The sequence below is a fragment of the Streptomyces sp. CA-142005 genome (assembly GCF_050942335.1).
Classification (GTDB): Bacteria; Actinomycetota; Actinomycetes; order Streptomycetales; family Streptomycetaceae; genus Streptomyces.
In genome coordinates, this window is record NZ_CP192078.1 from 4520685 (window position 1) to 4541359 (window position 20675).

Genomic DNA, 20675 nt, shown 5'->3' on the forward strand with positions numbered 1-20675 from the left:
ATTGTCGCAAGTGCGCTACGGATTCGCCGCCGGGATCACCCGCTGAGGCGGGGACCTTAAGGTGAGTGCCGTCGTTGGGGAGTGTGAGGGCTGCGGGGACCCTGGGGAAGGCACGGAGGAACTGAGGCTGTGGGCAAGAGAAGGCGCGTCGCCGAGCGACGGAAGACGACCGGGCCCGCCCTGGTCGGCGGGGTCATCGCCCTCGTCGTCGGCGGCGCCGGGTTCGCCGTCTACGCGCTGACCGGCGGCGGTGCCGCCGCAGACGACAGTGCCTCGGCCCCCCACAAGACCGTCAAGACCGGCCCCCTCAGCGCCGCCGAGGTCCGCACGGCCTCCACCCGTTTCCTCACCGCGTGGCGGCAGGGCAGGATCGGTGAGGCGGCCGCCGCCACCGACGACGCCTCCGCCGCCACCGAGCTGCTGACCGGCTACACCAAGGACGCCCACCTGAAGGGCGTCACGCTGACCGCCGGCACGCCCACGGGCGCCAAGGTGCCCTTCTCCGTCAAGGCGACGGTGTCGTACCAGAACCTCAGCAAGCCGCTGGCCTACGGCTCCTCGCTCACGGTGGTGCGGCGGGCGAGCGACGGCAGGCCGCTGGTCGACTGGCACTCCTCGGTCGTCCACCCGGATCTGAAGGACGGCGACACGCTCGTCACCGGCGAGTCCGGCACTCCGCCGGTCAAGGCGCTGGACCGTGACGGCGGCGAGCTGACGGCCTCCAAGTACGCCTCCCTGGGGCCGGTGCTGGACGGGCTGCGGGAGAAGTACGGCAAGACGGCGGGCGGCAAGGCGGGCGTGGAACTGCGCGTGGTGCGCGGCAAGGCCTCGCAGAAGGCCGGGCTGTCCGACAAGACGCTGGTGGAGCTGAGCAAGGGCACCCCGGGCACGGTGAGGACGACGCTGAGCCCCGCCTTCCAGGCGGCGGCCGAGGAGCAGGTCGGCAAGCGCTCGCGGGCCTCCGTGGTCGTCGTGCGGCCCTCGACCGGCGAGATCCTCGCGGTCGCCAACAGCGAGCACGGCTTCAACGTCGGCTTCCAGGGCTCCCTCGCGCCCGGCTCCACGATGAAGATCGTGACGTCGACCATGCTGTTCGAGAAGAACCTGATCACCCCGGACGCCTCGCACCCCTGCCCCAAGACGTACAAGCTGGCCGGCTGGACGTTCCACAACGACGGCGACTCCGAGATCAAGAAGGGCACGTTCAAGCAGAGCTTCGGGGCCTCCTGCAACAACGCCTTCATCGACTTCGCGCCGAAGCTGTCCAACAGCGACCTGACGAAGGAGGCCCAGGAGGTCTACGGCCTGTCCATGAACAACTGGGCCATCGGCGTCCCCTCCTTCGACGGCGCCGTCCCCGTGCAGAGCGGCGCGCAGATGGGCGCCTCGCTGATCGGGCAGGGCGGGGTGCGCATGAACCCGCTGAACATGGCGTCGGTGGCGGCCACCGTGGAGTCGGGCGCCTTCCACCAGCCGTACCTGGTCTCTCCCGACGTGGACCACCGCACGCTGGCGAAGGCGTCGCGCACCATGTCCGCGAAGACGCAGTCCGAGCTGAAGGACGTCATGCGGTTCACGGCGGACTACGGCACGGCCGCCAAGGCGATGGCGGGCATGAGCGGCGACTACGGCGCCAAGACGGGCTCCGCCGAGGTCGACGGCCAGAAGAAGCCGAACGGCTGGTTCACCGCCTTCAAGGGGGACCTCGCGGCCGCCGGTGTGGTCCAGGCGGGCGGCCACGGTGGCGACACGGCCGGGCCGATCGTGGCGTCCCTGCTCAAGATGGGCTGATCAAGCCCGTACCGGCTCCGCCGTGTACGTCCGGCGCAGGAACCTCACCAGGGTCTTCGACTCGAACTGGACGACCTCGACACCGTCATCGGAGTGGAACTCGACGACGGCCTGGACGCGCCCGCACGGCCACACCCGTACCGCGCCGCTCTCGGCCGGTGTCCGCAGGCCCCGTTCGAGCAGGGCGCGGGAGAAGGTCCACTCGTGCGGGCCCGGCAGGCCGACCCGGACCGAGCGTGGATCGGAGTCGGGGTCGTAGCGCAACACGACGGGTACGGCCCCCGGGTCCTCCTCGTCCGTGACGATATGGGCGCGTGCGTACTGCTCGACCACAGACATCGGACCGCCCTTTCACCCTGAGTGACGTAAGCGAAAGCCACGCCTCCGCTTCTTCTCCAATGTCCCATATTTCCCGGTTTATGGCTTATTGAGATGATTCACGCTGTGCCGGGACACGAGACCTTCTCTCTCTTGCAAAGCATTCGCAACAAGGGCCTAAAATCAAACGGTGCATGTACCTGACGGATTCATCGACGCCCCCACCTCCGCCGTCACCGCCGTGGCCGCCGCCGGCGCCGTCGCGGTGAGCCTGCGCGGCGCCCGCCGTGAACTCGACGAACGGACGGCTCCGCTCGCCGGTCTGGTGGCGGCGTTCATCTTCGCCGTACAGATGCTCAACTTCCCCGTCGCGGCCGGAACAAGCGGCCACCTGCTGGGCGGAGCGCTCGCCGCGATCCTCGTCGGCCCGTACACGGGCGTGCTGTGCGTGTCCGTGGTGCTGCTCATGCAGGGCGTGCTGTTCGCGGACGGCGGGCTCACCGCGCTCGGCGTGAACATCACCGACATGGCGATCACCACGACGGTCGTGTCGTACGCCGTCTTCCGCGCGCTGCTCGCCGTCCTGCCCCGCAAGCGGCGCTCGGTGACCGTGGCCTCCTTCGTGGCCGCGCTCGCGTCCGTGCCGACCGCCGCCGTCGTCTTCACGCTCCTCTACGCGATCGGCGGGACGACGGACGTGTCCATCGGCAAGGTCGCGACCGCGATGATCGGCGTGCATGTGCTGATCGGCGTCGGGGAGGCCGTCATCACCGCGCTCACGGTGAGCGCGGTGATCGCCGTGCGCCCGGATCTCGTGCACGGCGCGCGCGGCCTGCGGCAGCGGCTCAAGCTGCGCGTGAACGGCGCGCTGGTGGACGCTCCGGCGCCAGGGGGAGCGCCCACGGCGCCCTTGGCGGCGCGCACCTCCCGGCGCGCGCTGTGGATGACGGGCCTGGTCGCGTCGCTGGTGCTCGCCGGTTTCGTCAGCTTCTACGCCTCCGCGAACCCCGACGGCCTGGAGAAGGTCGCGCACGACCAGGGCATCGACAAGAAGCAGGACCGGCACGCCGCCGCCGGCTCCCCGCTCGCCGGCTACGGCGTCAGGAACGTCTCCGACGCCCGGCTGTCCGGCGGTCTCGCCGGCGTGATCGGCGTCGGCGTCACGGTCGTGGCGGGCACCGCGGTGTTCTGGGCGGTGCGCCGGCGGCGTACCGAGGACGTCTCCCCCGCCGGCACGGGTGCCTGACAGGGGAGCCGGACACGCCCACAGGCTCTACCGGCACGGGCACTCACCCGTGCACGGCCTGCCGCCGCACACCGAACTCGCCGCCGCCTTCCTGTTCGTGCTGGTCGTCGTGTCGACGCCGCGCGAGGCGATGTGGGCGTTCGCGGTGTACGCCGGCCTGCTCGCCCTCGTCGCGCGCCACGCGCGCGTGCCCGCCGGTCTCCTGCTCAAGCGGCTGCTGATCGAGGCGCCGTTCGTGGCGTTCGCGGTGCTCATGCCGTTCGTGGCGGAGGGCGAGCGGGTGCACGTCCTCGGCCTCTCGCTCAGCGTGAACGGGCTGTGGGGCGCCTGGAACGTGCTCGCCAAGGGCACCCTCGGCGTCGCCGCCTCCGTGCTGCTGGCCACCACCACCGAACTGCGCGAACTGCTGCTGGGGCTGCAGCGGCTGAAGCTGCCGCCGCTGCTCGTGCAGATCGCCTCCTTCATGATCCGCTACGGCGACGTCATCGCCGACGAGATGCGCCGCATGCGGATCGCCCGCGAGTCGCGCGGCTTCGAGGCCAGGGGCGTGCGGCACTGGGGCGTGCTCGCCAAGTCCGCCGGCGCGCTGTTCATCCGCTCCTACGAGCGCGGGGAGCGCGTGCACCTGGCCATGGTGAGCCGCGGCTACGCCGGTTCGATGCCTGTCATCGACGAGGTGACCGCGTCCCGCGCGCAGTGGTCGTACGCCCTCACCCTCCCCTGCGCCGCCCTCGTCGTCTGTCTGCTGGGATGGATTCTGTGACACCTTCGCTCGAAGTGGCCGGACTGGCCTTCGCCTACCCCGACGGCCACCAGGCCCTGTTCGGCGTCGACTTCACCATCGCCCGCGGGGAACGGGTGGCGCTGCTCGGCCCGAACGGCGCCGGCAAGACCACCCTGGTGCTGCACCTCAACGGCATCCTGAGCGGCGGCACCGGCACGGTGACGGTCGCCGGACTGCCCGTGGGCAAGCGGCACATGGCCGCGATCCGGCAGAAGGTCGGCATCGTCTTCCAGGACCCGGACGACCAGTTGTTCATGCCGACCGTGCGCGAGGACGTGGCGTTCGGACCGGCCGCGGCCGGGATCAGGGGCGCGGCTCTGGAGCAGCGGGTGCGTACGGCCCTGGAGCGGGTCGGCATGCAGGACTTCGCCGACCGCCCGCCGCACCACCTGTCCTTCGGGCAGCGCCGGCGCGTGGCCGTGGCCACCGTGCTCGCCATGGAACCGGAGATCCTCGTCCTCGACGAGCCGTCCTCCAACCTCGACCCGGCCTCCCGCCGCGAACTCGCCGGGATCCTGCGCTCCCTGGACGTCACCGTCCTCATGGTCACCCACGACCTCCCGTACGCCCTGGAGCTGTGCCCCCGCTCCCTGATCCTCAGCGACGGCGTGATCGCGGCCGACGGCCCGACCGGCAAGCTGCTCTCCGACGAGGACCTGATGCGGGCCCACCGGCTGGAGCTGCCGTTCGGCTTCGACCCGAAGTCCGTGACAATGGGCGCGTGACGAACGAGGACCGCGCCACCGAGGGGTCGCTGCTGCTGGACGACCAGCTGTGCTTCGCGCTGTACGCCGCGCAGCGGGCCGTGACCGCCGCATACCGTCCGCTTCTGGACGACCTCGGGCTCACCTACCCGCAGTACCTCGTGCTGCTGGTGCTGTGGGAGCGCGGTGAGACCAGCGTGAAGGAGCTGGCGCGCGCCCTGCGCCTGGACTACGGGACCGTCTCGCCGTTGCTGAAGCGGCTGGAGGGGGCGGGTCTGGTCCGAAGGGAGCGCGCCGTCGGCGACGAGCGCTCGGTGCTCGTCGCGTGCACGGGGCGCGGAGAGGAACTCAGGGAGCGCGCGGCGCGCGTGCCGGGCGCCCTTCTCACCACGACGGGCCTCGGCGCGCAGGAGGTCGCAGCGCTGCGCGAGGCGTTGTGGGAACTCACCGAACGCGCCGGCGCCGCGGCCGACCGAGGGCGCTGATCCCGCACTGATCCCCCCGCTGATCCCGCGCTACCCACGGTTGCCACCCCCTGCTGCCGCCTCCTGACCTACCGGCCAGTACCTTGTGCACGATGTACTTGCGCGCCACTTGTTCCGGGGGAGGCCGGCCATGACCGAGGACACCGCTGTCGACACCCGCCCGACGAAGATCATGTACGTCGCCGAGGCCACCGCCCACGGCGGCCGCGACGGCTATGTCACCAGCCAGGACGGCCAGATCGAGCTGAAGGTCGCGATGCCTCCGGAGCTGGGCGGCGACGGCAACGGCACCAACCCGGAACAGCTGTTCGCGGCCGGCTACAGCTCCTGCTTCCACAACGCGCTGATCCTCGTCGGCAACCGCGCGGGCTACGACCTGACCGGCTCCACGGTGGCCGCCAAGGTCGGGATCGGCCCGAACCGGACGCGCGGCTACGGTCTCGCGGTCGCCCTCAGCGTCTCCCTGCCGGTGCTGGACCCGGACGTGGCGGCCCGGCTGGTGGACGCCGCGCACGAGGTCTGCCCCTACTCCAACGCCACGCGCGGCAACATCGATGTAACGATCCTGCTGGGCTGATCCCACCGAGGAATCACAGGCGCGCAGCCGGTGTTGCACGCACTGTCGCAGGCGATGGGACAGTGACCGAAGGGACGGCGGGCGTGGACGTGAACGGCACAGTGGCCGAGGGCTTCGAGCCGGTCAGGGAGGCGTTCGCAGCGAACTTCGCGCTGCTCGGCGAGCGCGGCGCGGCCGTCGCCGTCTACCAGGACGGCCACAAGGTCGTCGACCTGTGGGCCGGGACGAAGGACGTCGACGGCACGGCCGGCTCCGCCCCGTGGGAGCCCGGGACCGCGCAGATCGTGCGCTCGGCGACCAAGGGTGTCGTCGCCGCCGCGCTGCTGCTCCTGCACCAGCGCGGCGAACTGGACCTGGACGCCCCGGTCGGCGCGTACTGGCCCGAGTACAAGGCGGCCGGCAAGGAGCACACCCTCGTCCGGCACCTGCTCGCCCACCGCGCGGGCGTGCCCGTGCTGGACCGCCCGCTGAGCCCCGCCGAGGCCGCCGATCCCGACCTGGGCGCCGCGGCCGTCGCCGCGCAGGCGCCCGTGTGGGAGCCGGGCACGGATCACGGCTACCACGCCCAGACCTACAGCTGGCTCACCGGCGAACTGATCCGGCGGATCACCGGCCGCCCGGTCGGCGAGTGGCTGGCCAAGGAGATCGCCGGCCCCGTCGGCGCGGACCTGTGGCTCGGTCTGCCGCAGTCGGAGCACGCGCGCGTGGGCCGCGTCGGCCCGGTCGAGCCTCCCGAGGCCGCAGGCGGCCTGAAGACCCGCCCCAAGCGCGCGGTGGCCGAGGCCTACGCCGACCCGGACTCGCTGACCCGGCGCGCGTTCGCGGCGATCACCCCGCTGCCCGACGAGAACGACCCCGCCTACCGCGCGGCCGCCCTGCCCGCCTCCAACGGCATCGCCACCGCCGACGGGCTGGCCCGCTTCTACGCCTCGCTGATCGGCGAAGTGGACGGCGGCACCCGGCTGTTCACCCCGCAGACGAGGGAACTGGCCCGCGCCGAGCAGTCCGCCGGACCGGACCGGGTCCTGGTGGTCGGCACCCGGTTCGGTCTCGGCTACATGCTGCACGGCGCGGCGTCCCCGCTGCTCTCGCCCGGTTCCTTCGGGCATCCGGGCCGGGGCGGCGCCCTCGCGTTCGCCGACCCGGAGACCGGCATCGCCTTCGGCTATGTCACCAACGGCTTCCGGAAGAGCGTGACGGCGGACCCGCGGGCGCAGGCGCTGGTGCGGGCGGTGCGCACGGCGCTCGCATAGGCGCTCACACCCGCGGGGGCGCTCACGCAGGACCGTGCGCCCCGGAGCGAGCTCCTGGGCGCACGCGCGCTGTCACACGTTGATCGTGTGCGAGGTCCGTCCGGACGCCGCGTCGATCTCGTCGTGTGCCTTGGTCAGCAGTTGCATGGCCAGTTCGTTGAGGGCACGTGCGCCGGCGATCTCCTCGCCGACCCTTGGCTGGTTGGAGTCGACGCGGTGCCGCGTCGCGTGGCCGTGCGCCCGCACCTCGCTTCCGTCGGGCAAGCGCACCAAAGCCGCCGCCTTCGTGTGCTGATCATCCTCCTTGAACTCAAGCTCGACGTGCCATCCCACAGCGGTGTGCATCATGACGATCACCTCCGAAAACCCTTGCTTCCAGGGTGCGCCCGGTACCCCGGCCCGTCATGTCGACGCCTGGTCCTCGAAGCTGGCGAAGTACGCGGCGGCCATGTCCTCGTCCGCGTGCCCCTGGGCGGCGGCGCGGGCGAACCGCTGCGCCGTCGCGGCGGCGACGTCCAGCCGTACGCCGCCGCGCTCGCCCGCCTGCACGATGAGCCGGGCGTCCTTCTCCGCGGTGGCCACGGCGAACGACGGCGGGGTCAGCTTGCCGTCGAGCACCAGCGCGGCCTTGGCCCGCAGGTACCCCATGTCGAGCGGACCGCCCTCGATGAGGTCGAAGAACCCTTGCGGATCCACGTCGAGGGCCCGGGAGAGGGCGAGGACCTCGCCGCCCGCCGCGGTGACCGCGAGCACCCAGCTGTTGGCGACCAGCTTCAGCCGGCTGGCGCTGCCCGCGCCGCCGTCGGACCCGGTCCACATGGTCTTCGCGCCGACCGCGTCGAAGACGGGCGCGACCGTCTGCCGTCCCTCCTCCGGCCCGGCGGCCAGCACGGTCAGCTGACCGGCCTCGGCGGGCTGCCTGGTACCGAGGACGGGTGCATCGTAGAAGACGAGTCCGTGCTCGCCGGCGAAGGCGGCCAGGTCGGTGACCAGCTCGATCCCTGCGGTGGTGCACTGCGCCCACACCGTGCCGGGCCGCAGGGCCGGCGCGGCCTCGCGCATGACGTCCAGGACGGTGTTGCCGTCGTACAGCATCGTCAGGACGACGTCGGCGCCCTCGACGGCCTCCGCGGGGGTGCCGGCGATCCGCGCCCCGTCCGCGGCGAGCGGCTCGGCCTTCTCGCGCGTGCGGTTCCACGCGCGGACCTCCAGCCCGGCGCGGCACAGGTTCCGGGCCATCGCGGCCCCCATGATGCCGGTACCCAGCACGCTGACGGTCGGCTTGTCGGTCATTGACGGCTCCCTGTCGTCCGGTTCCTGCCCGGTGGTTCTCCCTACGGGCTACCCGCTCACCCCGCATGCATCATCAACCCGATGCCCACCACCAGCAGCCCGGCCGCCGCGATCCGGGGCGCGCCGAAGCGCTCCTTGAAGAAGACCGCGCCGATCGCGGCCCCGACGATGATCGAGGACTCGCGCAGGGCGGCGATCGGGGCGAGTTCGGCGCGGGTCTGGGCCCACAGGACCAGGGCGTACGCGGTGACGGACAAGGCGGCGCCGATCAGGCCGAGGGCGGCGTACGGCCGGAGCAGCCGGACGGTGTCGGCACGCGCGCGTGCGCACATCCAGGCGGGGATCACAACTCCTTCGAGGGCCATGAGCCAGGCGATGTACCCGAGCGGTGCGTGCGCGGCGCGTACGCCCAGGCCGTCGATGACCGTGTACGCCGCGATCGTCAGGCCGGTCGCGAGGGCCGCGCCGACGGCCGCCCAGTTCGGCCGGCTTCCGCGCAGCCCCCACAGGCTGACGCCGATGAGGCCCACGCAGGACACGGCGATCCCGGCCAGCGCCCGGTCGCCGGGCACCTCGTGCGCGAACACGGCGGCCAGCACGGTGACCACGAGCGGGGCGCTGCCGCGCGCGATGGGGTACGCCTGCCCGAAGTCACCGAGCCGGAAGGAGGTCATCAGCAGCGCGTAGTAGGCGATGTGGACGACCGCCGAGGCCAGCAGATATGGCCAGGCGGCCCCCGCCGGGGAGGCCGCGAACGGCGCGATCGCGAGCCCGATCAGCATGCCGCCCCCGGAGATGAGGGTGAAGCCGACCAGTTTGTCGGTGATCCGGTGCGCGATGGCGTTCCAGCTGGCGTGGGTCACGGCGGCGAGCAGCACGGCGGCCGTGACGAGCGGCGTCACGCGGTCTGCTCGCGCACGTCCACCAGGTCGGCACCGGCGTGGGCGACCAGTGCCTTCGGCTCGATCGGGAACACGGTGTGCGGTGTTCCGGCGGCCGCCCAGACCACGTCGTGGGCGAGCAGTGAACGGTCGGCGAGGACACGCGTGCGGGTGCGGTGCCCGAAGGGCGGCACGCCGCCGATGGCGTACCCGGTGGTCTCGCGTACGACCCCGGCGCCGGCCCGGGTGACCTCGCCGGCGCCCAGTTCCTCCCGCACCCGCTCCACGTCCACGCGCGAGGCCCCGTCCATGAGGACCAGCACCGGCACCCCGTCGGCGGCGAAGATCAGCGACTTGCAGATCTGGCTGAGTTCGCAGCCGATGGCCGCGGCGGCCTCGGGGGCGGTCCGGGTGGCCTCCGGGAACCTCCTGGTGTGTGCCAGCAGGTCGGCGAGCCCGAGGGTGCGCAGGGCTTCGGCGAAACGGGGGTGGGCTCCGGACTCGTCGGCGTCAGTGGCGGCTGTCGTCGTCATGCCGGGCACGCTACGCCATCGTCCGAGGCCCGCTCATGAGGTTTTCGCGCAGGAACGGAAAGCCGGTGAGGGTGCAGCCCCGTCCCCACGGGCACCCTCACCGGCCGCTCTGACTCAGGAGCGGTACGTCAGGCCCGTACCAGCTCCCTCTCCTCGTCGGGGTCGGCGTCCCTGCCGGCCGCGGCGGACTGTGTGCGCAGGCCCTCGCCCTCGACGTCCACGTTGGGCAGTGCGCGGTCGAGCCACTTCGGCAGCCACCAGGCCCGCTTGCCGAGCAGGGCGAGGACGGCCGGGACGATGGCCATGCGGACGATGAACGCGTCGAAGAACACGGCGATCGCGAGGCCGAAGCCGATCATCTTGACCATCGCCTCGCTGGAGCCGATGAAGCCGGAGAAGACGGCGATCATGATGACGGCGGCGGCGGTCACGACCCGTGCGCCGTGCCGGAAGCCGGTGACCACGGCCTGGCTGGGCTTCTCGCCGTGCACGAACGCCTCCCGCATCCGGGTCACGAGGAAGACCTCGTAGTCCATCGCGAGGCCGAAGACGACACCCACCATGAAGATCGGCATCATCGACATGACCGGGCCGGTCTGCTCGACGTTCATCAGGCCCGACAGCCAGCCCCACTGGAAGACCGCGACGACCGCGCCGAGGGCCGCGAGCACGCTGAGCAGGAAGCCGAGGGCCGCCTTCAGCGGGACGAGGACCGAGCGGAAGACCACGATCAGCAGCAGGAAGGCCAGGCCGACGACCAGCGCGAGGTAGGGCAGGAGCGCGTCGTTCAGCTTCTGCGAGACGTCGATGTTCATCGCCGTGGAGCCGGTGACCAGGACCTTGGAGTCGGTCTTCGCGGCGATGTCCGCGCCCTTGCCACGGATGGCGTGCACCAGGTCCTCGGTCGTCTTCGAGGACGGCTTGGACTTGGGTACGACGGTGATCGTCGCGGTGTCGCCGGCCTTGTTGGGCACGGCCGGGGTGACGGTGACGACGTCCTTCAGGCCCTTGATCTGGTCGCCGACCTCGGTGAACGTCTTCTTGGGGCGGGAGCTGTCCTTGGCGTCGACCACGACCATCAGCGGGCCGTTGAAGCCCGGCCCGAAGCCCTCGGAGAGCAGGTCGTAGGCGCGGCGCTGGGTGGTGGAGGTGGGCTGGGAGCCGTCGTCGGGCAGGCCCAGTTCCAGGGAGGTGGCCGGGATCGCCGCCGCGCCGAGGCCGAGCACGCCTAGCAGCAGGACGGCGACCGGGCGCCGTACGACGAAGCTCGCCCAGCGGGTGCCCATGTTGGGGCGGCCGGGCTTCTTCGGCCTGCGGCCGCCGCCCAGCAGCTTGCTCTTCTCACCCGCCGGCTTGACCTTGCGGCCCGCGTAGCCGAGCAGTGCCGGGATCAGTGTCAGCGCGATCAGGACGGCGATGGCGACGGTGCCGGCCGCGGCGATGCCCATCTTGGTCAGCATCGGGATGTTGACGACCGACAGGCCGACCAGGGCGATGACGACGGTGAGTCCGGCGAAGACCACCGCCGAGCCCGCCGTGCCGACGGCGCGTCCGGCCGCCTCCTCGCGCTCGCGGCCCTCGGCCAGTTCGGCGCGGTAGCGGGAGACGATGAAGAGGGCGTAGTCGATGCCGACGGCCAGGCCGATCATCGACGCCAGGGTGGAGGTCGTGGAACCGAGGTCCAGGGCGCTGGCGAGCGCGGTGATGGCGGAGACGCCGATGCCGACGCCGATGAGGGCGGTGAGCAGCGGGAATCCGGCCGCGAGCAGCGAGCCGAAGGTGATGACGAGGACGACGGCGGCGATCCCGATGCCGATGACCTCGCTGGAGCCGGTCTCCGGGGTCGCGGTGAGCGCGTCCCCGCCGACCTCGACGGTCAACCCGGCGTCGCGCGCGTGCTGGGCGGCCTCCTTCAGGGCGCCCTTGGAGGAGTCCTTCAGCTCGATGCCGGAGACCTTGTACTTCACCGAGGCGTAGGCGATCGTGCCGTTCCCGCTGACGGCGTGCCCGGCGTAGGGGTCGGCGACGGAGACGACCTCGGAGCCGCTGCGCAGCTCCTCGACCGTCTTCTCGACGGCCGCCTTGTTCTCGTGGTCGGTCATCTTCTCGCCGCCGGGCGCCTTGAAGACCACGCGGGCGGTGGCGCCGTCGGCACTCATGCCGGGGAAGCGCTGTTCCAGCAGGTCGAAGGCCTTCTGGGCCTCGGTGCCGGGGATGGAGAAGGAGGTGCTGCCGGCGGGCGGCGCGGAGGCGGCGCCCACCCCGGCCAGGGTGAGCAGCGCGACCCACAGGAGGGCGACGAAGTGCCGTCGCCGGAAGGCGAGACGGCCGAGTTTGTACAGAAACGTGGCCACGGAGGCGTACTCCCGGTCAGGTCGTGGGGTTCATCAGGGCAGGGGTGATCAGCCCGACGACGTGAGCGGTGACGTCAGATGGTGGGCTTGCTCGGGGACCAGAGGGTGGTCAGCTGGTGGTGACGCCGAGGGCGGGGAGGACCACGGCGTCGATGTACGACAGGAGGAAGGCCTGCGTGGGCGGCTGTTCGTCGATGAGCGAGCGGGCGGCGAACCCGCCGATCATCATGTGCATCACATAGTCGATCGCGGGGTTGTCCGCACGGACCTCGCCCCGGTCGATCGCCCGCTGCAGCACTCGGCGGAACTCCGCCAGCTCCGGCTCGATGAGATGTTCCTTGAACGCCTTCAGCAGGTCCGGGTTGCCGTGGACGGCCATCGCCAGACCCCGCATCAGCGCGGAGTTCTGCTCCATCTCGCAGTCGTCGGAACGCAGGGTGAGGGCGTGCAGATCGCCTCTGAGCGACCCGGTGTCGACCCCGTCGGCGGAGCCGCCCGGCTTGCTGTGCCGCACCGCCTTCGCCACCAGCTCGGCCTTGCCGCCCCACTGGCGGTAGAGCGTGGCCTTGCTGGACCGGGTGCGCGCGGCGACGGCGTCCATGGTGAGGGCGTCGTAGCCGACCTCCCGGAGCAGGTCGAGCACGGCCTCGTACAACTCGGCCTCGCGCTCGGGCGTGATGCGGCTGCGACGCCCCGGTGCAAGCACCGGCTCGTCCGGAGCGGCTGACGCCGCGCCCTTGGATGCGACCTCGGTCATGCCACTCACCTTCCCGCTCCGCAGCTTCCTGCTTCGTACACCATGAACATACCCTGAGGGCATGCGAAACGAAACCGTTTCGTACGTGTGCTGGGTCACGAACGTGAGCGGCGCGTAAGTCCGCGACCGTGGGAGCCGCACGAGTTGCTGGGCCCCAGCGGGCGGAAAAGCATGGGGAGAGTGAGCTATCTGCGCTTCCCCCACCTCAGCGGCGACCTGGTGTGCTTCGTGGCCGAGGACGACGTCTGGCTTGCCCCACTCGACGCCCCGGGCCGGGCCTGGCGGCTCACGGCGGACCGTACGAAGGACGGGCACCCGCGCTTCTCCCCCGACGGCAGCCGGATCGCGTTCACCAGCTGGCGCAGTCTCGTCCCCGAGATCCACCTTGTCGGCGTCGAGGGCGGCCCCGCACGGCAGTTGACCTACTGGGGCAGCACCGACACACAGGTCTGCGGCTGGACGCCCCCGGACGAGGACGGGAAGTGCGACATCCTCGCCGTCGCCTCCCACGGCGAGCCCTTCTCGTACTTCACCTGGGCCTACAAGGTGTCCACCGACGGCGACCCCGGCCGCAAGCTGCCCTGGGGCCCGGTCGCCGACATCCAGGTCGCCGACATCGACGGCGTCCACAAGACCCTGCTGCTCACCGGCACCCCGCCGCACGAGCCGGCCTCCTGGAAGCGGTACCGCGGCGGCGCCATGGGCCGCCTCTGGCTGCACGGGCAGCGCCTGCTGCCCGACATCGAGGGGCATCTGGCCTGCCCCATGTTCGTCGCGGGCCGCATCGCCTTCCTCTCCGACCACGAGGGCGTCGGCAACCTCTACTCCTGCGCGTACGACGGCACCGACCTGCGCCGCCACACCGACCACGACGCCTTCTACGCCCGGCACGCCGCCGGCGACGGCACACGGGTGGTCTACCAGTGCGCGGGCGATCTGTGGCTGGTGGACGACTTCTCCCCGGGCGCCGTACCGCGCAAACTGGACATCCGGCTGGCCGGGCCGGCCACCGGGCGCCGCCGCTACCATGTGCCGGCCGCGCAGAACGTCGACGGCATCTCCGTGGACGAGACCGGCCGGGCCAGCGCCGTCGTCGTACGCGGCAGCCTGTACTGGCTCACCCACCGCGACGGCCCCGCCCGTACGATCACCGACACGCCCGGCGTACGAGTACGGCTGCCGGAGATGCTGGGCACGACCGGCCAGGTGGCGTATGTGACGGACGCCGAGGGCGAGGACGCCGTCGAGATCGCCCAGCTACCCCGCGCGACCGGCGACCGCGCGCCCCGCCGGCTGGCCCGCGGCCTGATGGGCCGCGTCCTGGAGATGGCCTGCGATCCCGAGGGCGAACGGCTGGCGGTCGCCTCGCACGACGGGCGGCTGCTGCTGATCGACGTGGCTGAGGAGGAGGGGGAAGCGGAGGAAGAGGCCGAGGGCCAGGGCCAGGGCGAGGGGGAGGGGGAGGTCGCGGGGGGCCCCGCTCAGGGTGCCGCGGGCAGCGACGACGAGTCCGCCGGCGAACAGGCCGGTGGACCCACGGAAGCCGTCGAAGGCCAGAGCACCGCACCCGCCGAAGCCGCCGAAGCCGCCGAAGCCGCCGAAGCCGCCGAAGCCGCCGAAGCCGCCGAAGCCGCCGAAGCCGCCGAAGCCGCCGAAGCCGCCGAAGCCGCCGGCGGCAGGGTCACCGAGCTGATCCGGTCCGTCAACGGCCCCGTGCGCGACCTCGCCTTCTCCCCGAACGGCGCCTGGCTCGCCTGGTCCCACCCGGGCATCGGCCGCTCCCTGCGCCAGATCAAGCTGGCCCGCATCAAGGACCGGCTGATCGTGGACGTGACCAACGGCCGCTTCGAGGACGAGAACCCCGTCTTCACCCGCGACGGCCGCTATCTCGCCTTCCTCTCCTGGCGCGGCTTCGACCCGGTGTACGACGTCCACACCGGCGACCTGTCCTTCCCGCTCGGCTGCCGCCCGTACCTCGTGCCGCTGAACTCGGCGACCCCCTCCCCCTTCGCCCTGAACCCCGAGGGCCGACCGGCGGCCGGCGGGCTCGATCCCGTCGAGGAGGAGGAGACCGGCGAGGCCGGCACGGTGACCGTGGAGGTCGAGGGCCTGGCGATGCGGGTCACGCCGTTCCCGGTGATCGCCTCCAAGTACTCCGCGCTGTGCCCGGTCGCCGGCGGCGGACTGGTGTGGCTGCGCTGGCCGATCTCCGGCGCGCTCGGCGAGACCTTCGCCAACCCGGCCGACATCAGCGGCCGCCCGACCCTGGAGTACTTCAACCTCGCCAAGGCGAAGAAGTCCGAACTGGTCGACCACCTGGACTGGTTCGCGGTCAGCGGCGACGGCACCCGGCTGGTCGTGGTGGACGAGGGCGACCTGCGCGCGGTGCCCGCCACGGAGATGGGCGACAGCGACACGACCGTCTGGATCGACCTGCGCCGCATCCTGCACGTCGTCGACCCGCCCGCCGAGTGGCGCCAGGCCTTCGACGAGGCGGGCCGGCTCATCCGCGCCTACTTCTGGGACCCGGGCATGTGCGGCATCGACTGGGACGCGGTGCTCGACCAGTACCGTCCCCTCGTCGAACGGGTCGCCTCCCCGGACGAGTTCGCCGATCTCCTGCGGGAGGTCCTCGGCGAACTGGGCACCTCGCACGCCTACGTCACCGCCGCCCGCCGCAACGAGGGCCCGCCCCACTACCAGCGCTGGCAGGGCCTGCTCGGCACCAACTTCGTGCGCCGGGACGGTGTTTGGGTCGTCAAGCGCATCCTGCCCGGCGACTCCTCCGACTCCAAGGCCCGCTCACCACTGGCCGGCACCGGCATCCGCGAGGGCGCGGTCCTCACCCACGTCGACGGCCGCCCGGTCGATCCGGTGACCGGTCCGTATCCGCTGCTCGCCGGCTCCGGAGGTACGACCGTGGAGCTGACGTTCCTCCCGGCGAAAGGCGAGCCGGGCCGGGCCCGCCGGGTCGCCGTCGTCCCGCTCATCGACGAACGGCCGCTGCGCTACCAGGACTGGGTCGCCAAACGCCGCGCGGTCGTACGGGAGTTCAGCGGCGGCAAGTGCGGCTACCTGCACATCCCCGACATGGGCGGCTCCGGCTGGGCCCAGTTCAACCGCGACCTGCGCATGGAGGTGTCCCGGCCCGCCCTGATCGTGGACGTGCGCGGCAACGCGGGCGGGCACATCAGCGAACTCGTCATCGAGAAGCTGACCCGGACGATCCTGGGCTGGGACCTGACGCGGGACGCGCAGCCGGTGTCGTACACCTCGAACGCGCCGCGGGGCCCGGTGGTCGCCCTCGCCGACGAGGCGACCTCCTCGGACGGCGACATGATCACCGCCGCCTTCAAGCTGCTGAAACTGGGCCCGGTGGTCGGCCAGCGCACCTGGGGCGGCGTGGTCGGCATGACCGGCCGGCACCGGCTGGGCGACGGCACCGTCATCACGGTCCCGATGAACGCGGCCTGGTTCGACGCCTACGGCTGGTCCGTGGAGAACCACGGCGTCACCCCCGACCTGGAGATCATGCGCACCCCCCTGGACTGGGCGGAAGGCCGCCACGCCCAGCTGACCGACGCGGTCCAACTCGCCGTGGAACTCCTGGAATCCAACCCGGCCGCCATCCCCCCCGACTACAGCCACGTCCCCGACCGCTCCCGCCCTCGTCTGCCACCACGGGCCGAGTGACGGGGCCACCACGGGCAGACTGACGGGGCACCCGTGCCCGGCCTGGCACGGAAAGGACCCCGGACAAAAGCGCAGGACAAAAGCGCAGGGCACCCTCCACGAAGAAGGGTGCCCCACGCCGAACCGGCCAAAGCCGAGCGCAGCGACTACGCGTCGTAGTCCCGGTCGAAGCGGTCTTCCATCTCCGCTTCCGTGTCCTCGATGTCGCGCATGTTCTCGCGACCGCGCTGGGGCTGCTGCTGGCCACGCTGCGGCTGCTGCTGACCACGCTGGGGCTGCTGCTGGCCACGCTGGCCGGCCCGCTCACGGGCCTCGCCGAGCTTCTGCTTGCCCTGTTCCTGCCAGTCGTTGGCCTTGTCCTTCATACCCATGTGGGTTCACTCCCGTGGTGGGTGAGGTGGAGAATTCGGCCCCTCAGTGGGGCCTCGACCAGATTCACACGGGCGACCACGGAACGCATGTGGATCAGTTACGGTGCGTAGCGCGCGCTGCCTCGTCGGCCGCCCCACCTGCACCGACGAGTCCGGAGCGCATCCCCTGAAGACGGGGCGCGAACCGCTTCATCTCGCGCTGCCCGACCGTCCCGATGAGCGCCGGCAGATAACCGCGCACGCCCTGCATGCCGCGCAGCCACCACTGCCCGTACACATGCGCCGAGCGCCGCTCGATCCCGGCGACGAGCCGGTCCACCGCCGGCCCCAGCGGGTAGGTCTTGTTGGACGGCCAGGGCAGCCGCTGCCGCAGCTCGCGCATGACCTCGTCCTGGTCGGCGCCGCGCACCATGTCGGTGTCGGTCCAGGACAGGTACGCGACACCGACGCGCACTCCCTGGTAGCCGACCTCGGCGCGCAGACTGTGCGCGTACGCCTCCACGCCCGACTTGGACGCGCAGTACGCCGTCATCATCGGCGCCGGCGTGATCGCGGCGAGCGAGGCGACCTGGAGCAGATAGCCCCGGCTCTCCACCAGCACCGGCAGGAACGCGCGCGCGGTCACCGCCGAACCGATCAGGTTGACCTCGATCACCCGCCGCCAGGCCTGCGGATCGGAGTCGATGAACGGACCGCCCGTCGCCACACCGGCGTTGGCGACCACGATGTCGACCTTCCCGAACCGCGCCTTCACCTCCTGCGCGACCCGGCTCATCGCCTCGTGGTCGGTGACGTCGGCGTACCAGTAGGCGCTGTCGCTGTGCAGGCGCGAGGAGACGTCCTTGAGCGCCTCCTCCTCCAGGCCGACCAGCGCGACCTTCGCGCCGCGCGCGGAGAGCTTGCGCGCCAGCAGCTCACCGACACCGCGCGCCGCTCCGGTGACGACCGCGACCTGTCCTTCGAGGCTGACCCTGCTCATGCGCCCTCCTTGATCTGCGCCGGGGTGGAACCGTGCTCGTCCGCGGGATCGGCCCCCGTGACGGTGACGTATGTGGTGACGAGTTCCCGGATCCTCCCGGTCACCAGATCGGGAGCCTCGATCGGGGTCATGTGCCCCACGCCTGCCAGCTCGGTCAGGCCGACGCAGTGCGGCAGCGCGGCGACCAGCGCGTGGGCGTGCACGGGGGGCGTGAGCCGGTCGGACGCGCCGTGCACGATCGCGGTGGGCGCGTGCAACTCCCGTACGCCGTGGTCGAGATCGAGCGCCTCGAGCACTCGCGCCCAGGCGTGACGTGCGGCGCGCGGGCAGGCGTGCACGATCCGCGCGCACGCCTCCACCATGTGCGGGGCCGAACCGGCGCCCATGGTGGCGTACTTGAGGATGCGCATGGCGACCGGCGTGACCGGTCCGAGCGGGGCGCGCGAGCCGAGAATGCGCCCGGTGATCCAGGTGCGCACGCGCCCGGCGCCAAGCGGCACCACGCGCGCCTCCGGCACCAGCCGCGAGCTGCCGGTGCTGCACAGCAGGACGGCGGCGGCGTGGTCACGGAAGCGGGGGCGCGGGGCCGCGGCCATGACGGTCATCCCGCCCATGGAGTGGCCGACGATCAGCGCCTTCTCTCCCGGCGTGAGCGTCTGCGCGAGCACCGCCTCCAGGTCGTCCGCCAGCGCGTGGGTGGTGCACGCGGGGCTCGCGGGACTGCGTCCGTGCCCCCTCTGGTCGTACGCGATCACACGGTGGTCGGCCGCCAGATCCCGTATCTGCGCAGCCCAGAAGGCGGTCGAGCAGGTCCAGCCATGGGAGAGGACGACGGGCGGCGCGTTCTCGGGGCCGTGCACCTCGACGTGCAGGCGCGCGCCGTCGGCGGAGACGACGGTGAGTTCGCGGGAGGGGGTGGGCGGTGCGTACGGTCCGGAGGTCACGGAGGCGAGCCGGCTCACGCGGCGCCCTCGCTCTGCGGCACGGCGGCCACCGTCTTGTCCACGGCCGCACCGGCCTTCTGCACGGCCGTACCGGCCGGCTTGGCGTCGGTCTTGCCGGTCTTGCCGGTCTTGCCGGTCTTGCGGATGACCTCGTACTCCCCCAGGTCCACCCGCCGGGTCGCGCGCCGGAACTCGGACGTCGTACCGGGCCAGATGGTGGTGTTGCGGCCGCTCGCGTCCAGGTACCAGCTGGTGCAGCCGCCGGTGTTCCACACGGTGCGCTTCATGCGCTCCTGGACCTTGCGGTTCCAGTCCTCGACGGCCGTGGGCCGGGCATCGAGGGCCGTACGGCCGCCGAGGACGTCCAGTTGCCGCAGATAGTCGGCCATGTAGTTCAGCTGGGACTCGATCATGAGGATCATGGAGGAGTTCCCGAGGCCGGTGTTGGGCCCGATGATCGTCATCCAGTTCGGGAACCCGGCGGCCGCGGCGCCGCGCAGCGCCTGCATGCCGTTCTTCCAGGACTCGGCGAGGGTGATGCCCTCCGCCCCGACCACGCGCTCGGCGATCGGCATGTCCGTGACGTGGAAGCCCGTACCGAAGATGATCGCGTCGACCTCGGCCTCGGTGCCGTCGGCCGCGACGACGGTCGATCCGCGGATCTCGCTGAGCCCGCTGGCGACGACGTCCACGTTCGGCCTGGCCAGCGCCGGGTAGTACGTGCTGGACAGCAGGATCCGCTTGCAGCCGATGCGGTAGTCGGGGGTGAGTTTGGCGCGCAGGGCCGGGTCCTTGATGGCGCGGGCCATGTTGCGCTTGGCGAGCTGCTCGACCAGGCCCAGTTCGTCGGGGTGCTTGGTGAACGCCTGGACCTGCAGCTCCCGGATGCCCCACAGCAGGCCGCGCCTGAGCTGGGTGGTGAAGGGCAGAAACCGGTGCAGCCGGCGCTCGGCGCCGCTGATGGCGCGGTCCATGCGGGGCATCACCCAGGGCGGGGTGCGCTGGAAGAGGGTGAGCCGGCCGACCCGCGGCTGGATGGAGGGCACGATCTGGATGGCGGAGGCGCCGGTGCCGATCACCGCGACGCGCTTGCCGCGCAGGTCGTGGTCGTGGTCCCAGCGGGCGGAGTGGAACACCTTGCCCGGGAAGGACGCGAGGCCCGGGATCTCGGGGATCTTCGGGTCGGACAGCGGCCCGGTGGCGGAGACGACCACGTCGGCGGTGAGTGACCCGCGCGCGGTCTCGATGTTCCACCGCAGGTTGTCGTTGTCCCAGCTCATCAGCTTGACCTCGGAGCCGAAGCGGATGTGCGGGCGCAGTCCGAAGAGGTCGGTGACGTGTTCCAGGTAGGCGCGGATGTGCTCCTGCCCGGAGAAAGTACGCGGCCATTCGGGGTTGGGTGCGAAGGAGAAGGAGTACAGGTGGGAGGGCACGTCACAGGCGCACCCGGGGTAACTGTTGTCCCGCCAGGTGCCGCCGACGCTGTCCGCCCGCTCCAGGACGACGAAGTCGGTGATCCCTTCGCGGCGCAGCCGCACGGCGGCCCCCAGGCCGCCGAACCCGGACCCGATCACCGCCACCCGTACATGCTCGTGCTCGGCCATCCCGAAGCCTCCACGCATCGCCTTGGATTCTGCCAGTGAACACTGGCGCAGTGGGACTGTAGAGCAGCTCCGTACCGAGCGGTAGGGGTCGCGGAAGGAAAGTTACCG

Annotated in this window: 19 protein-coding genes; 8 read left to right on the forward strand and 11 right to left on the reverse strand. The window is 71.7% G+C overall.

Annotated elements, in window-relative coordinates:
- Positions 1–129 precede the first annotated feature (129 nt).
- Positions 130–1791 (forward strand): penicillin-binding transpeptidase domain-containing protein, encoded by a 1662-nt coding sequence (locus ACQPXS_RS21155; protein ID WP_433450895.1) that lies wholly within the window; start codon positions 130–132, stop codon positions 1789–1791.
- Here ACQPXS_RS21155 and ACQPXS_RS21160 read toward each other — a convergent pair whose 3' ends face one another.
- Positions 1792–2130 (reverse strand): SsgA family sporulation/cell division regulator, encoded by a 339-nt coding sequence (locus ACQPXS_RS21160; protein WP_365331018.1) that lies wholly within the window; start codon positions 2128–2130, stop codon positions 1792–1794.
- Between the two features lie 169 nt (positions 2131–2299).
- Here ACQPXS_RS21160 and ACQPXS_RS21165 point away from each other — a divergent pair, with 169 nt between their 5' ends.
- From ACQPXS_RS21165 to ACQPXS_RS21190, 6 genes are all read left to right on the forward strand, one after another.
- Positions 2300–3355, forward strand: coding sequence for an energy-coupling factor ABC transporter permease (locus ACQPXS_RS21165; protein WP_433450896.1), 1056 nt, complete (start codon positions 2300–2302; stop codon positions 3353–3355).
- Positions 3348–4118, forward strand: a complete 771-nt coding sequence (gene cbiQ, locus ACQPXS_RS21170) for a cobalt ECF transporter T component CbiQ (protein WP_433450897.1) — start codon at positions 3348–3350, stop codon at positions 4116–4118. The genes ACQPXS_RS21165 and cbiQ overlap by 8 nt, the downstream gene beginning before the upstream one ends.
- Entirely contained in the window at positions 4106–4864 is a 759-nt protein-coding gene (locus tag ACQPXS_RS21175; RefSeq protein WP_433450898.1) for an energy-coupling factor ABC transporter ATP-binding protein, read from the forward strand. Before cbiQ ends, ACQPXS_RS21175 begins: the two co-directional genes overlap by 13 nt.
- Positions 4861–5328: a MarR family winged helix-turn-helix transcriptional regulator gene (locus tag ACQPXS_RS21180; RefSeq protein ID WP_433450899.1), complete on the forward strand. Its 468-nt coding sequence runs from the start codon at positions 4861–4863 to the stop codon at positions 5326–5328. The genes ACQPXS_RS21175 and ACQPXS_RS21180 overlap by 4 nt, the downstream gene beginning before the upstream one ends.
- 130 nt (positions 5329–5458) lie before the next feature.
- Positions 5459–5905 carry an organic hydroperoxide resistance protein gene (locus ACQPXS_RS21185; RefSeq protein ID WP_351807293.1) on the forward strand — a complete coding sequence of 149 codons (447 nt, stop codon included), beginning with the start codon at positions 5459–5461 and terminating at the stop codon, positions 5903–5905.
- 83 nt (positions 5906–5988) lie between these two features.
- On the forward strand, positions 5989–7158 hold the full coding sequence (locus tag ACQPXS_RS21190) for a serine hydrolase domain-containing protein (protein ID WP_433455892.1): 1170 nt from the start codon (positions 5989–5991) through the stop codon (positions 7156–7158).
- Positions 7159–7230: 72 nt separating this feature from the next.
- On the opposite strand, the gene ACQPXS_RS21195 is transcribed toward ACQPXS_RS21190, so the two are convergent.
- From ACQPXS_RS21195 to ACQPXS_RS21220, 6 genes are all read right to left on the reverse strand, one after another.
- Positions 7231–7506, reverse strand: coding sequence for a DUF1876 domain-containing protein (locus tag ACQPXS_RS21195; RefSeq protein ID WP_351206064.1), 276 nt, complete (start codon positions 7504–7506; stop codon positions 7231–7233).
- A gap of 54 nt (positions 7507–7560) precedes the next feature.
- A complete protein-coding gene (locus ACQPXS_RS21200; RefSeq protein WP_365331027.1) occupies positions 7561–8451 on the reverse strand; it encodes an NAD(P)-dependent oxidoreductase in 891 nt (296 codons plus the stop codon).
- Positions 8452–8507: 56 nt separating this feature from the next.
- On the reverse strand, positions 8508–9353 hold the full coding sequence (locus ACQPXS_RS21205; protein WP_433450900.1) for an EamA family transporter: 846 nt from the start codon (positions 9351–9353) through the stop codon (positions 8508–8510).
- Positions 9350–9865, reverse strand: a complete 516-nt coding sequence (locus ACQPXS_RS21210; RefSeq protein WP_433450901.1) for a YbaK/EbsC family protein — start codon at positions 9863–9865, stop codon at positions 9350–9352. The genes ACQPXS_RS21205 and ACQPXS_RS21210 overlap by 4 nt, the downstream gene beginning before the upstream one ends.
- 128 nt (positions 9866–9993) lie before the next feature.
- Complete coding sequence (locus ACQPXS_RS21215; protein WP_433450902.1) at positions 9994–12219, reverse strand: MMPL family transporter; 2226 nt, start codon at positions 12217–12219, stop codon at positions 9994–9996.
- Between the two features lie 109 nt (positions 12220–12328).
- On the reverse strand, positions 12329–12976 hold the full coding sequence (locus ACQPXS_RS21220) for a TetR/AcrR family transcriptional regulator (protein WP_433450903.1): 648 nt from the start codon (positions 12974–12976) through the stop codon (positions 12329–12331).
- Between the two features lie 171 nt (positions 12977–13147).
- Here ACQPXS_RS21220 and ACQPXS_RS21225 point away from each other — a divergent pair, with 171 nt between their 5' ends.
- On the forward strand, positions 13148–16669 hold the full coding sequence (locus ACQPXS_RS21225) for a S41 family peptidase (RefSeq protein WP_433450904.1): 3522 nt from the start codon (positions 13148–13150) through the stop codon (positions 16667–16669).
- A gap of 146 nt (positions 16670–16815) precedes the next feature.
- Here ACQPXS_RS21225 and ACQPXS_RS21230 read toward each other — a convergent pair whose 3' ends face one another.
- From ACQPXS_RS21230 to ACQPXS_RS21245, 4 genes are all read right to left on the reverse strand, one after another.
- Positions 16816–17040 carry a hypothetical protein gene (locus tag ACQPXS_RS21230; RefSeq protein ID WP_351807286.1) on the reverse strand — a complete coding sequence of 75 codons (225 nt, stop codon included), beginning with the start codon at positions 17038–17040 and terminating at the stop codon, positions 16816–16818.
- A 94-nt stretch (positions 17041–17134) separates the two neighbouring features.
- Positions 17135–18019 carry an SDR family oxidoreductase gene (locus ACQPXS_RS21235; RefSeq protein ID WP_433450905.1) on the reverse strand — a complete coding sequence of 295 codons (885 nt, stop codon included), beginning with the start codon at positions 18017–18019 and terminating at the stop codon, positions 17135–17137.
- Positions 18016–18981, reverse strand: coding sequence for an alpha/beta fold hydrolase (locus tag ACQPXS_RS21240; RefSeq protein ID WP_433450906.1), 966 nt, complete (start codon positions 18979–18981; stop codon positions 18016–18018). Before ACQPXS_RS21240 ends, ACQPXS_RS21235 begins: the two co-directional genes overlap by 4 nt.
- A complete protein-coding gene (locus ACQPXS_RS21245; protein ID WP_433450907.1) occupies positions 18978–20567 on the reverse strand; it encodes a flavin-containing monooxygenase in 1590 nt (529 codons plus the stop codon). The genes ACQPXS_RS21240 and ACQPXS_RS21245 overlap by 4 nt, the downstream gene beginning before the upstream one ends.
- Between the last annotated feature and the right edge of the window lie 108 nt (positions 20568–20675).

What these genes read in the sequence shown, in the direction of transcription:
- ACQPXS_RS21160 (WP_365331018.1), bottom strand. Translation starts at nt 2,130, where the DNA reads ATGTCTGTGGTCGAGCAGTACGCACGCGCCCATATCGTCACGGACGAG.
- ACQPXS_RS21175 (WP_433450898.1), top strand. Translation starts at nt 4,106, where the DNA reads ATGGATTCTGTGACACCTTCGCTCGAAGTGGCCGGACTGGCCTTCGCC.
- ACQPXS_RS21185 (WP_351807293.1), top strand. Translation starts at nt 5,459, where the DNA reads ATGACCGAGGACACCGCTGTCGACACCCGCCCGACGAAGATCATGTAC.
- ACQPXS_RS21195 (WP_351206064.1), bottom strand. Translation starts at nt 7,506, where the DNA reads ATGATGCACACCGCTGTGGGATGGCACGTCGAGCTTGAGTTCAAGGAG.
- ACQPXS_RS21200 (WP_365331027.1), bottom strand. Translation starts at nt 8,451, where the DNA reads ATGACCGACAAGCCGACCGTCAGCGTGCTGGGTACCGGCATCATGGGG.
- ACQPXS_RS21210 (WP_433450901.1), bottom strand. Translation starts at nt 9,865, where the DNA reads ATGACGACGACAGCCGCCACTGACGCCGACGAGTCCGGAGCCCACCCC.
- ACQPXS_RS21220 (WP_433450903.1), bottom strand. Translation starts at nt 12,976, where the DNA reads ATGACCGAGGTCGCATCCAAGGGCGCGGCGTCAGCCGCTCCGGACGAG.
- ACQPXS_RS21225 (WP_433450904.1), top strand. Translation starts at nt 13,148, where the DNA reads ATGGGGAGAGTGAGCTATCTGCGCTTCCCCCACCTCAGCGGCGACCTG.
- ACQPXS_RS21230 (WP_351807286.1), bottom strand. Translation starts at nt 17,040, where the DNA reads ATGGGTATGAAGGACAAGGCCAACGACTGGCAGGAACAGGGCAAGCAG.
- ACQPXS_RS21235 (WP_433450905.1), bottom strand. Translation starts at nt 18,019, where the DNA reads ATGAGCAGGGTCAGCCTCGAAGGACAGGTCGCGGTCGTCACCGGAGCG.
- ACQPXS_RS21245 (WP_433450907.1), bottom strand. Translation starts at nt 20,567, where the DNA reads ATGGCCGAGCACGAGCATGTACGGGTGGCGGTGATCGGGTCCGGGTTC.